General features: G+C 70.1%; 10 protein-coding genes. 6 read left to right on the top strand and 4 right to left on the bottom strand.

Annotation, left to right across the window (positions count from 1 at the left end):
- Positions 1-20: 20 nt before the first annotated feature.
- A complete protein-coding gene (locus tag ACQBAU_RS08680; protein WP_465256546.1) occupies positions 21-875 on the top strand; it encodes a hypothetical protein in 855 nt (284 codons plus the stop codon).
- A gap of 16 nt (positions 876-891) precedes the next feature.
- On the opposite strand, the gene ACQBAU_RS08675 is transcribed toward ACQBAU_RS08680, so the two are convergent.
- Genes ACQBAU_RS08675 through ACQBAU_RS08665 form a run of 3 tightly spaced genes read right to left on the bottom strand, consistent with a single transcriptional unit; the run spans position 892 to position 3,885 of the window.
- Positions 892-1,749, bottom strand: coding sequence for a PaaX family transcriptional regulator C-terminal domain-containing protein (locus ACQBAU_RS08675; protein ID WP_434550331.1), 858 nt, complete (start codon positions 1,747-1,749; stop codon positions 892-894).
- 7 nt (positions 1,750-1,756) lie between these two features.
- Positions 1,757-3,037: a mannitol dehydrogenase family protein gene (locus tag ACQBAU_RS08670; protein WP_434550332.1), complete on the bottom strand. Its 1,281-nt coding sequence runs from the start codon at positions 3,035-3,037 to the stop codon at positions 1,757-1,759.
- Entirely contained in the window at positions 3,034-3,885 is an 852-nt protein-coding gene (locus ACQBAU_RS08665; protein ID WP_434550333.1) for a sugar phosphate isomerase/epimerase family protein, read from the bottom strand. The genes ACQBAU_RS08670 and ACQBAU_RS08665 overlap by 4 nt, the downstream gene beginning before the upstream one ends.
- Positions 3,886-4,043: 158 nt before the next feature.
- Here ACQBAU_RS08665 and uxaC point away from each other — a divergent pair, with 158 nt between their 5' ends.
- From uxaC to ACQBAU_RS08650, 3 genes are all read left to right on the top strand, one after another.
- The gene (gene uxaC, locus ACQBAU_RS08660; RefSeq protein ID WP_465256545.1) at positions 4,044-5,465 is read left to right on the top strand and encodes a glucuronate isomerase; all 1,422 of its coding nucleotides are present in this window, start codon (positions 4,044-4,046) and stop codon (positions 5,463-5,465) included.
- A 212-nt stretch (positions 5,466-5,677) separates the two neighbouring features.
- Positions 5,678-7,183, top strand: coding sequence for an FAD-binding oxidoreductase (locus ACQBAU_RS08655; protein ID WP_465256544.1), 1,506 nt, complete (start codon positions 5,678-5,680; stop codon positions 7,181-7,183).
- A gap of 42 nt (positions 7,184-7,225) precedes the next feature.
- Positions 7,226-7,624 (top strand): VOC family protein, encoded by a 399-nt coding sequence (locus ACQBAU_RS08650; protein WP_465256543.1) that lies wholly within the window; start codon positions 7,226-7,228, stop codon positions 7,622-7,624.
- Between the two features lie 10 nt (positions 7,625-7,634).
- On the opposite strand, the gene ACQBAU_RS08645 is transcribed toward ACQBAU_RS08650, so the two are convergent.
- On the bottom strand, positions 7,635-8,606 hold the full coding sequence (locus tag ACQBAU_RS08645; RefSeq protein WP_465256542.1) for a co-chaperone YbbN: 972 nt from the start codon (positions 8,604-8,606) through the stop codon (positions 7,635-7,637).
- Between the two features lie 25 nt (positions 8,607-8,631).
- Between ACQBAU_RS08645 and pgm the strand changes: the two genes are divergently transcribed.
- Both pgm and ACQBAU_RS08635 read left to right on the top strand, forming a co-directional pair.
- Complete coding sequence (gene pgm / locus ACQBAU_RS08640; RefSeq protein ID WP_465256541.1) at positions 8,632-10,260, top strand: phosphoglucomutase (alpha-D-glucose-1,6-bisphosphate-dependent); 1,629 nt, start codon at positions 8,632-8,634, stop codon at positions 10,258-10,260.
- A 230-nt stretch (positions 10,261-10,490) separates the two neighbouring features.
- On the top strand, positions 10,491-11,924 hold the full coding sequence (locus ACQBAU_RS08635) for an HNH endonuclease signature motif containing protein (protein ID WP_465259485.1): 1,434 nt from the start codon (positions 10,491-10,493) through the stop codon (positions 11,922-11,924).
- The last annotated feature ends 111 nt before the right edge of the window (positions 11,925-12,035 follow it).

Here is a 12,035-nt window from a genome sequence, read left to right as displayed (position 1 = left end):
GAATGTGGCAGGGTGTCGCCATGACCGCCACCGACGCACCCGCCGAGTCACCGCCCACCGACAGCCCGGAGCGCAAGCAGCGGCGGCGCGCCCTGCTGTTCAACTCCGTGCTGGCAGCGTTCGCCGGGCTGACCGCGATGATCATGGTGCACGAGTTCGTCCACCTGGTGGCCGGCGCGGCGCTCGGGTTCCCGTCCACGATGGTCGCCTTCGCCGTCGACCACGTCGGGTCCCCGACACCGGTCGAGTACGCGATCATGGCCCTGTCGGCACCGGCGTTCAGCCTGGTGTCGGGGTTGGCGATGACGTTCTGGCTACCCTTTCGCCGCCGGGGCGGTTTCCCCCACCTGTTGTGGTTGTTCTTCGCCTTCTGCTCGACCCAGGAGGGTGTGACCTACCTCGTCATCACCCCGTTCGGGGTCGGTGACACCGGGTCGTCCATGCAGGTGTTGGGGGCGCCGGTCTGGGTCAGCATCCTGCTGTGCCTGATCGGGGTCGGCGGCATGTTCCTCAACGCGCGGCTGTTCGCGCCGCACCTGATCCGTCATGCGGGGACCGAGACCGGTGACCGCAACGCCCTCGGACTGTTCGCCTGGCTCTTCGGCATGCTGCTGCAGACCGCGTTCACCTTCCTCTATCTCACCGTGGCAGCGGTCGACCTCCCGCCGGGCGACCAGATCGCGGTGATCATGGCCAGCATGGGCGTCCTGGTGTTCGCGCCGATGGCCAACATCTTCGCCCGGGTCAAGGGTGTCGCCGACCAGCCGTACGAGCCACTGACGTTGCCCAGGATCCCGGTGGCCGGGCTGGTGGTGAGCGGGGTGCTCGTGGTGACCAACATCGTGCTCTGCGTGGTGGGGCTCGCCCTCGGCTGACCTTGCTCGGGCAGGGTCAGGCCGGCCACGCCGGGTCGGCCTCGACCAGGTCGGCGTGCCCGGACTCGGCGATGACCTCGGCGACGTGGCGGGCCGCCACCGGCCACAACCGCTGGTTCAGTTCCGCCAGTGCGGCCATCAGCTCCGGCCGTGGCCAGTCGGCCGGCAACACGTCGTCGGGCACCGGTCGATCGGACAACATCGCGAGGTAGGCCTCGCCACTCGCCTCGTGCAACGCCACCAAGGCGTCCTCACCGCTCAGTCGGTGGGCCTCGGCAGCGGTCCGGCGCATCCCGGCGGCGACCCGCCGGAACCGGTCGGCCACCTCGGCGAGCTGCCAGGCCCGGTCGAACACGTCGGCAGCGTTCTCGGGCTCCCACCAGCCGGCCTCGAGGACCATGCCGTCGGTGTCGCGGATCCGACTGATCACCTCGGACAGGTCGGACGGGTCCCCGGTGTGGTCGTACGGGCTCACCAGGACCCCGGCGCGCAGTTGCCGGTAGCCGTTCCGCTGCGCCGCCCCACGGAACATGTCGCGGAAGTCGCGCCGAACCTCGGGGATGTCGTACACCAACATGTGGAACCGACCGTCCCAACCGGCGGGCTCGGGCGGGACCGTCATCTCCCCGCGCAGCGCCTCGAAGCCGCGCAACATGTCGCCGGCCATCCGGTACACCCCGACGCGGCCGTGCCGGGTCAGTGACAGCTGGCCGTACCGCACCAGCCGGTGCAGCAGGCCCTTCGCCGCGGCCTGCGTACCGCCGAGTTCGGTCATCAGCCGCACCAACACGGGCCCGGGCAGCGCGACGGCGCGCGCAGCCCCGAACAGGAAGGGGACCTTGGCGATGGCCTCGGTCCGCGGCTGGGCGGGCATGCCCGGGTCAGCCCGCCGCAACGATGTCGGCGACCAGCTCGGAGTCCTGGGCCAGCTCGTCGTCGAGGAAGCGCAGCGTCGCCACGGCACGGTCGGTCGGGTCGGAGAGTCCGGCCAGCTCGGTCTGCAACGGGGCGACCTCGGGATCGTTGACCAGGTCGGTGGCCAGGTGCTTGAGCCAGGCGGCCACCACGGTCGGGAAGGCCTGTCCGATGCCGAGGCCACCGGCCAGCCGGGCCCGCTGCACCGACACGAACCGGACCGGCAGCTTCTGCGAACCGTCACCGGCGATCTGGGCCAGTCGGTGCTGGATGTTGGCGTTGGTGAAGCGATCGGTCAGCGCGTCGGTGGCCGCGGTGATCTCGGCCTCGTCGAACGGCAGGCACGGTGCCGCGTCGGCCCAGACCTGGTGGACGGCCTGCACGCAGGTGTCGTCGCCCATCGCCTGGGCGATGGTCTCGTGCCCGCGGGACAGCCCGAGGTAGGCGAGCAGGGAATGGGCGCCGTTGAGCAGCCAGAGCTTGCGCTGCTCGTACGGCTCGACGTCGTCGACGATGGTGGCACCGACCTGCTCCCAGGCGGGCCGGCCGCCGGGGAAGTTGCCCGCGAGCACCCATTCGCTGAACGGTTCGGTGATCACCGGGGAGCGGTCCTGCCAGCCGACCAGCCGCTGCACGTCGGCGATGTCGGCGTCGGTGGTGGCCGGGGTGATCCGGTCGACCATGGTCGACACGAAGCTGACGTGCTGGCCGATCCACTCCGCGAGCGCAGGGTCGGTCCGCTCGGCGAGCTCGCCGACGATCTTGGCGGTGTGGCTGCCGTTCGCGGTCAGGTTGTCGCAGGGGACGACGGCGATCGGGGCGCCGGAGCGTTCCATCCGGACGCGCAGCCCGTCGACCAGCCGCCCGATCGCCGAGACCGGCGCCTCCGTCCCGATCCGCTCATGATCGGCCGGGTCGACGAGGTAGCCCTTCTCGGTGATCGTGGAGGTGACCAGCGCGACCTTCTCGTCGGCGATCGCGGCCTGGTAGACCGCCGGGTCGGCACCGTGTCCGGCGGCGACGATGCTGCGGATGTCGATCGGGGTGTCGCCGTCGGGGCCGCGCTCCAGCAGGGTGTAGCGGCAGCCCTGGGCCGACAGCACCTCCGCGGCGTCGGGGCGGCGTCCGGTGAGGGCGTTGATCCCCCACTGTTCGCCGCCGAGGTCGTTGGCGAGCTGGGTGTACCAGGCCTGATGGGCGCGGAAGAAGGCACCCAGGCCGAGGTGGACGATGCGGGCGTCGGTCACGGCGCACACTCCTTCAGATAGGCGAGGTTGGCGGCACTCCGCTCGGCGAGCGGGAGCTCGGTGGAGAAGTCCTCACAGGTGATCCAGCCGGTGTAACCGGTGGAGGTGATCTCGGCCAGGTAGGTCCGCAGGTCGACCTGGCCGGACTGCAGGGGCACCATCTTCGGCTCGTGGTTGACCGTACCGTCCGGGTCGGTGCCGGTCTGCACGAACAGGGCGTTCTTGACGTGGATGTGGGCCAGGTACTCGCCGAGCAGCTGTGCCGCCCACTTCGGCCGCTCCCAACCCTCACAGACGAGGTTGCCCATGTCGTGGATGACACCGACGTGGGCCGGGTCCAGACCGTCGAGCAGTCGCATCGCCGAGCTGGCGGACGCGGTGACGGTGCGGTGGTGCAGCTCGACCAACGCCTTCACCCCGTGGTGGGCGGCCCGCTCGGCCACCCAGGCGTACGCGGCCCTGGCGGCGTCGAACACCTCGGGGTAGGTCTCGGCGTCGCCGACCCCGGGGACGGTGACCCGCGCCTGTCGGACGCCGAGCGCCGCGGTGGCGGCGAGCACGCGTTCGACTCCTTCGCGGTCGTGGCAATTGGCGTACGCCCCGATCCCCGACACCTCCAGGCCGGCGTCGGCGGCCGTGGCCCGCATCGCGGGGATGTTCTCCTCGAGTCCGGTCATCGGCCAGGTGGCGCGATTGCCGGCCCAGAAGCCGACGGTGTCGGCTCCGGGATCGTCGGTGACCCGCCACTCGACGCCGTCCCAGCCCTGGGCGGCGAGGTTGGTCACCGCCTCGGCGGGTGTCCAGTCGGGCGTGGCGCAGGTGAAGTAGGAGAACTTCCAGTCGGTCATCGATTCCCACCCCTGCAGATCGGAGCGCCGTCGGCCGGGCGCCGCGTCGTGTTCACGATCTTGACCCTAGTCGACATCGCGGGTGGGTGGGGTGCCGCCCGCGGCGGTGGCGTCATAGAGTGAGGTGATCCGCGTACCGGACCGTCGAGGAGATCATCATGGCGACCCAGTTCACCCCACATCCCGATCGGCTGCTGCCGGCTGATCCGACCACCCGCGAGGTGGCCCGACGGTTGTACGACGAGGTCGCGTCGCTGCCGATCATCTCCCCGCACGGACACGTCAATCCCCTGCTGCTGTTGGACAACGAGCCGTTCGGCGACCCGGCCGAGTTGTTGATCACTCCTGATCACTACGTGACCCGGATGCTGTTCTCGGGTGCCGGGATCGACGGCGACGCGGTCGGCCGCACGAAGAACGGCACCCCGTCCGACGCCGAGCCCCGCGAGATCTGGCGGCGACTGGCCGAGAACTGGTTCCGCTACCACGGAACCCCGGTCCGTTACTGGATGGAGCACGAGCTCGCCGAGCTGTTCGACGTCACCGAGACCCTCGGTGCCGACAACGCCGACGCGATCTACGACCAGGTCTCGGCCCGGCTGGCCGATGACGCGTTCCGTCCGCGCGCGCTGTTCGACCGGTTCAAGATCGAGGTGATGGCGACCACCGACGACCCGGCAGATGATCTTGCTGCACACAAGGCGCTGGCCGACGACGGGTCGTTCAGCGGCCGGGTGCTGCCGACCTGGCGGGCGGACCGCTTCACCGATCCGAGTGGAGCCCGGTGGTTGCCGGCACTGGACGACCTGGAGAACGCCGTCGACGGCGCGGACTGCCGTACCTACGAAGGATTGTTGGCCGCGATGCGGGCCAGCCGGCAGCACTTCATCGAGCACGGTGCCACCGCGACCGACTCCGGGCTGCCGGACGCCGGCTCGACGCCACTGGAGCCGGCCGAGGCGGAGCGGATCCACGCCGCCGGGTTGAACGGCACCGTCACCGAGGCCGAGGCGATCGCGTACCGGCACAACATGCTGTACCGGTTCGCCGAGATGTCGGTCGAGGACGGGCTGGTGATGCAGTTGCACCCGGGCGTGATCCGCAACCACCACCGGGCGAGCTTCAAGGCGTACGGGGCCGACGTCGGCTGCGACTTCCCCGACGTGGCGTCGTTCACCAAGCCGCTGGAGCCGCTGCTGAACGCGTTCGGCACCCACCCCAACCTGCACCTGGTGCTGTTCACCGTCGACGAGACGGTGTTCAGCCGCGAGGTCGGACCGTTGGCCGGCTTCTACCCCGCCGTGTACGCGGGGGTGCCGTGGTGGTTCATCGACACCCCGCAGGCGATCCTGCGGTTCCGTGACGCCGTGACCGACAGCGCCGGCTACTACAAGGGGTCGGGCTTCATCGACGACACGCGGGCATTCCTGTCGATCCCGGCGCGGCACGACATGGCCCGGCGCTGCGATGCGCACCACCTGGCCCAGCGGGTTGCCACCCACCAGATCACCGAGGACGACGCCACACAGGTGATCAAGGACCTGACCACGACGATCCCGACGGCAACCTTCAAGCTCTGACCGCCGATCGGACACCGGGACCGCAGTCCCGGACTTCTCGCCGGTCGGTGTCACGAAGCGGTTGATGGTGGCGGGGCAGGCACCTTTACTCGGTCGGTGTCCCCGCACCGGGCGGCGACTGCCAGACCCCCCGATTGCGCCCGAGCACGCACCATGGCGTACGTGCTCGCGCGCGCCGTCGCCCGGTCCCGACGACCGGAAGCGAGTTGCCCATGATTGATCGCACACCCGAGGCCACGTACGGATCCACGACCGATTCCACGTCCGCGCGACCCGGAGAGGTGCGCCGCCGGACTCTGCTGGCCGGCGGTGCACTGGGTGCCGCCGGCGCCCTGACCGGGTTGGTGGGTGCCACCCCGCCCGCGGCGCACGGGCGGCCACACCGCAACTGGTTCCGGCCCGGTGAGCCGGAGTACGAGGCAGCGGTCACCGGCTTCAACGTCACCGTGACCCGCCGACCCGAGTTCGTGGTGGTCGCGCGCCATGCCCATGACGTGCAGGGGGCCGTCCGGTACGCCCACCGCCACGACCTGCCGGTGTGCGTGATGTCGACCGGCCACCAGGCCTCGGTGTCCTTCGAGGGCGGGATCCTGGTGTCGACCGCGGCCATGGAACGGATCCACGTGCACCCTCACACCGCGACCGCTCGTGTCGGGCCGGGCGTGAACTGGGCCGAGGTCACCGACGTGAGCTCCCGCTTCGGCCTCGCCGGGCTGGCCGGCTCCTCGGGCAGTGTCGGTGTGGTCGGCTACACCCTCGGTGGTGGCCTCAGCCCTGCCCTGGGACGGTTGCACGGCTGGGCCGCGGACCACGTGTCCCGGATGGAGATCGTGACCGCCGACGGTGAACTGCGGGTCGCGACGCCGGAGCACGAGACCGAGCTGTTCTGGGCCGCCCGCGGCGGCAAGGGCAACTTCGGGATCGTCACCTCCCTCGACTTCGGCCTGTTCCCGGTCCGCCGGTTGTACGGCGGCGCGATCATGTACCCGGTCGCGGCGGCGCCGGACGTGCTGCCGGTGTGGCGGGACTGGGCGGCCACGGCCCCGGAGACCGTCACCACCTCGATGGCCATCCTGCAGTTGCCGCCGGACCCGTCGGTGCCGGAGCCGGTGCGTGGCAAGCACGTGGTGAGCGTGCGGGTGTCGTTCGTCGGCGATCCGGTCGAGGGTGCCGCGTTGGTCGCGCCACTCCGGGCCGCCGCGCCGGCGCTGCTGGACTCGGTCGCCGAGATGCCCTTCACCGACTGGGGAATCATCCACAGTGATCCCTCGGGGCCGCTGCCGGGCTACGAGCGGACCGGCTTCCTGGCCGAGCTGCCGGACGAGGCGTTGCAGACCATGATCAACCTGGCCGGCGCGGACTCCGGATCACCGATGTCGCTGGTGGAGGTGCGCCAACTCGGCGGCGCACTGGCCGACGCTCCCGAGGTGCCCAGTGCGGTCGGACATCGTGATGCGGCGTTCAACTTCTTCACTATCGGTGTCGCACCGCCGGAGGAGGTGGCCGAGGTCCGGGCGTACGGCGCGCGGCTGGTCGACGCGATGGAACCGTGGGCAACCGGTGGCGCGTACATCAACTTCCTGTCCACCGACGAGGTGGACCCCGCCGACGTGCGCCGGGCGTACGACACCGACGACTACCCCCGCCTGGCGTCGATCAAGGCCGGCGTGGACTCCCGCAACATGTTCCGGCTGACACACAACATCCCGCCGGTCTGACCCACCGTTACGGTCTGACCCACCATGTGGTTCGGTGGGACCATGGCGGGCATTCGCGGATTCGACAACTGGCTCGGGGTGGTCCTCGGGAGTCCCGACCCAGTGGCGCTCGCCCACTTCTACCGGGACCTGCTCGGCTGGGAGATCGCCGCCGAGGAGCCAGCTTGGGTGACCATGCAGCTGCGCGACGCCGAGGGCAAGGGGCTGCCGGCCAATCTCGCGTTCCAACTGGAGACGAGCTACACCCGGCCGGTGTGGCCCAACGAGCCGGGCCGACAGGAGATGCAGTTCCACCTCGACGTCGCCGTCACCGATGTGGAGGCGGCCGTCGCCGATGCAATCGCGCTGGGCGCCGTCCTGGCCGAGTTCCAACCGCAGGACGACGTCCGCGTGATGCTCGACCCCGACGGGCACCCGTTCTGCCTCTACCTGAGCCGGTAGGCGGGGGCCCTCAGAACAGGGCGGCCATCAGGTTGCGACGCGCCTTCAGCACGGTCTGGTCCTCGGGCGGCTGCGTCTCGAACAGCTCCAGCAGGCGAAGCCGTACGGTGTCACGCTCGGCACCGGTGGTGGTGCGGATCAGCGCGATCAGCCGGTCGAACGCCTTGTCCGGGGTGCCGGACACCAGCTCGACGTCGGCAGCCGCGAGTTGGGCGTCGACGTCGGTCGGGGCCGCGCTGGCAGCAGCCATGGTGGCGTCACCGTCGAGCACGCTGACCCGGGCCAACAGGCCCACCGCGGCGCGACCGGTGATCGCCTCCGCGTCCTTCGGGTTGGCCTGCACCAGCCTGTCGAACTCCTCGCGCGCCAGTGCGTAGTCCCCGCTGTCCACGGCAGCGTCGGCGGCTGCGAACCGCGGGTCACGGGGCTCCTCGGCGTCGGGATCGTCGTCCGCGTCGGTGGCGTCAGCCGCTCCCGCGACCGGCTCGGCCCGCCCGGTGACGCCGTTGGCCACGGCGGCGTTCATCAGTTCGTCCATGTACTGCGAGACCTGCTCGGGAGGCAGGACGCCCTGGAACAGGGGCGCCAGTTGGCCGCCCACCACGCCGACCACGGTCGGCACCGCCTGGATGCCCAGCGCCTGGGCGATGCGTTGCTCGCTGTCGACGTCGATCCGCACCAGCAGCCAGCGCCCGTCCGCGGCGTCGGCCAGCTGGGTCAGCGTCGCCGACAGCTGTTCCCCGCCGGTCACCCGCGGGGAGTGGAACTCGATGACGATGACGTGCTGCAGCGAGCGCTGCATCACCGCGTCGAACTCCGCCTCGGTCACGTCGAGCACGTACCGGCCCGGAGCTCCGGCACCGCCACGGGCACCACCACCGGCAGCGCTGGCGGGGGGCGACTGCTGCTTGTTCACGAGGCTGGACAGGTCCATGGCTCCCGCCCGGCTGAAGTGCGCCTGCGGGCTCTGCGGAGAAGTCATGGACCCATCCTGTCATGATGGGCACATGGCTCACCCTCGCGCCGGTCAACCGGCCCAACCCGGCGACCTCATCGACCTGGATGAGGTCATGAATGCCTATTACGACATCACCCCCGATGTCGATGATCCGAACCAGCAGGTCGTGTTCGGCACCTCCGGTCACCGCGGCGCCTCGCTGGACGGCGCCTTCAACGACCTCCACATCGCGGCGACGACGCAGGCGATCGTGGAGTACCGCCGTTCGGCCGGCACCGACGGTCCGCTCTATCTGGGCAAGGACACCCATGCCCTCTCGGGGCCGGCCTGGGTGACCGCGATCGAGGTGCTGGCCGCCAACGACGTCCACGTCTGCACCGAACCGGACAACGAGTTCACCCCGACCCCGGCGTTGTCGCGGGCGATCATCCGGCACAACGCGGAGGGTGGCCCGGTCGCCGACGGCATCGTGGTGACCCCGTCGCACAACCCGCCGCGTGACGGTGGCTTCAAGTACAACCCGCCGCACGGTGGTCCGGCCGACAGTGACGTCACCACGGTGATCGCGGCCCGGGCGAACGAGTTGATGCGACACCCGGGCGAGATCCAACGGGTGTCGTACGACAGTGTCGCCTCGCAGGTGGAGCGGTACGACTTCACCGGCCGTTACTGCAACGACCTCGAGTCGGCTGTTGATCTTGAGGCGATCCGGAAGATGAACGTGTCGATCGGCGCCGACCCGATGGGCGGCGCGAGTGTCGACTACTGGGCCTACATCGCCGACAACCTCGGCCTCAACCTGAAGGTGGTCAACCCGGAGGTCGATCCCCGCTGGGCGTTCATGACGCTCGACACCGATGGCAAGATCAGGATGGACTGTTCGTCGCCGAACGCGATGGCGTCGTTGATCAAGAACAAGGACGACTACCAGATCTCGACCGGCAACGACGCCGACGCCGACCGGCACGGCATCGTCACCCCCGATGGTGGCCTGATGAACCCGAACCACTACCTGGCGGTGGCGATCCAGTACCTGTTCTCGCACCGTCCCGGCTGGGGACCAGACGCTGCCGTCGGCAAGACGCTGGTGTCGTCGTCCATGATCAACAAGGTGGCCGAGGTGGTCGGTCGGCGTCTGGTCGAGGTGCCGGTCGGCTTCAAGTGGTTCGTGCCCGGACTGCAGTCCGGCGACATCGGCTTCGGTGGCGAGGAGTCGGCCGGGGCGTCGTTCCTGACCCGTGACGGCAAGACCTGGACCACCGACAAGGACGGCATCGTGATGGCCCTGTTGGCGGCCGAGATCCAGGCCGTGACGCACCGCTCCCCCTCGGAGTTGTACGCCGACCTGGCAGCCGAGTACGGCGCGCCATCGTACCGGCGGATCGACGCCCCCGCCGACCGGGAGCAGAAGGCTCGGCTCGCAGCACTGGACACCTCCGCGATCACCGCGTCGGAGCTGGGCGGCGACCGGATCTCCGCGGTGCTGACCAAGGCGCCGGGCAACGATGCGCCGATCGGCGGGGTGAAGGTCGTCACCGACCACGCCTGGTTCGCCGCCCGGCCGTCGGGCACCGAGGACGTCTACAAGATCTACGCCGAATCGTTCCGCGGCGACGACCATGTGCAACAGGTGCTGACCGAAGCCCAACAGGTGGTTGACCGGGCGCTCGCCGGCTGAGACGCCCGTCGAGCTTGTCGAGACGCCCCGGTACGCCCGTCGAGCTTGTCGAGACGCCCCGGTACGCCCGCCGAGCTTGACGAGACGCCCGTCGAGCTTGTCGAGAAGCCCCTGCTGGTGGAACGCGTCCCTTCCCGCGTCCTGCTGGCCGCGCTCTGGATGATGCCCGTTGACGGCTGATTCGAACGTTGTGGCGATTCTTGTCGGTGGTGGGTTCTAGGGTTTTGGGTGTGGAGATCCCGGGGCAGGTGACGGTCGAGGACGCAGCGGTCCTGATCGGTGCGGTGCTGGACCGGGTTGATCATGCCCGGACCTGTCTGGTCTCTCCGGCTGATCTGTTGGAGTCCACGGTCGCCTGGTCCCGGCTGGCGGAGCGGGCGGCGGCGGTGCAGACCGCGTTGGTGGGGCATGTGGCTCGGGTGGATGCGTCGATGATCGAGGCGGGGACACCGGTCCGGTCGTGGTTGCAGGCGACGACCACCATGTCAGCCAAACAGGCGCGGGTGGTGGAGCGGCGGGCCCGACTGGCGGGCCGGTTCACCCGGGTGGCTGCGGCGCATCTGGCCGGGGAGATGACCACCGAAGCAGCCGATGCGGTGCTGGCCGGACTCGCCCAGCTGCCCGATGACCTGACCGGCGAACAGGTCGACCACGGCGAACAACACCTTGTCGATCTGGCGACCGGGGCGCATGGTCAGCCGAGGTTGGATCCGGTCGGGTTGCGTCAATGCGCGAACCGGCTGGTCGAGGTGGTCGCCCCGGAGGTCGCCGACGAAGCGTTGGCGAAACGGCTGGCCCGCGAGGCCGCCCAAGCGGCCCGGGACCGGCACCTCACCTGGACCCATGACCATCACGGCAGCGTGTTCTTCAAAGCAAAGCTCCCGGTCGCTGACGCCGAGACCGTGATCGGGGTGATCAACGCGATCACCAACAACGCCACCCGGGCCGCCGACCAGGCCGACCCGGCCGCGCCACCCGTCAGTCTGGGGCAGCGTCGGGCTGATGCGTTCGCCCTGGTGTTCGCCCGCGCCGCCGGCGCCCCGGACACCCCGGCCAGTGGTGGGGTGCCACCCACGGTGCATGTGCAGTTGGACCATGCCGCGCTGGTGGCGGGGTTGGTGCGGGCGAAACTGATCGGCAGTGACACCGACCTGTCCGCCGGCGAGGCGCGCCGGTTGGCGTGTGACGCCCAGCTGATCCCGACCGTGCTCGGCAGCCACGGCCAGGTCCTCGATGTGGGCCGGTCGGTCCGGCTCGTCCCACCGAGGTTGCGGGCACTGTTGATCGCCCGGGACGGTGGATGCGCGTTCCCCGGCTGTGACCGCACCCCGGCTGATTGCGATGCCCACCACATTGACCCGTGGTGGAACCACGGGCCCACTGATCTGGCGAACCTGGTGTTGTTGTGCAGGCATCATCACGGGCTGGTCGAACCCCACCCCGGCTGGCCCGACGGCGCGCAATGGGAGGTCCGGATCAACCCCGCCGATGGGCGGCCCGAGTTCCTCCCACCCACCCGACTCGACCCGAAACGACGACCCAAACGCCACACCCGCCACACCAAGATCACCATCACCCCGCCCACCGGCCCCGACGGTGGTGCAGCCACCCCGCATGCCGGCAGCGAACCCCGAACCGGCACCACCGACAGGCAAGGACCCTGAGCCATGACGGCTGGGGGGAGGCAGGTCGCGGTCACGCGACGGATTCGGCCTGCCCGCCCACGTCAGCGCCGCGACCGGGGTCGTCTGGCGGATTCCACCACCGGCTGCGCT

It is taken from the genome of Carbonicoccus niuqiaonis, from assembly GCF_050157065.1.
Taxonomy (GTDB): domain Bacteria; phylum Actinomycetota; class Actinomycetes; order Propionibacteriales; family Propionibacteriaceae; genus Avipropionibacterium.
This window is presented reverse-complemented; position numbering and strand designations above follow the sequence as displayed.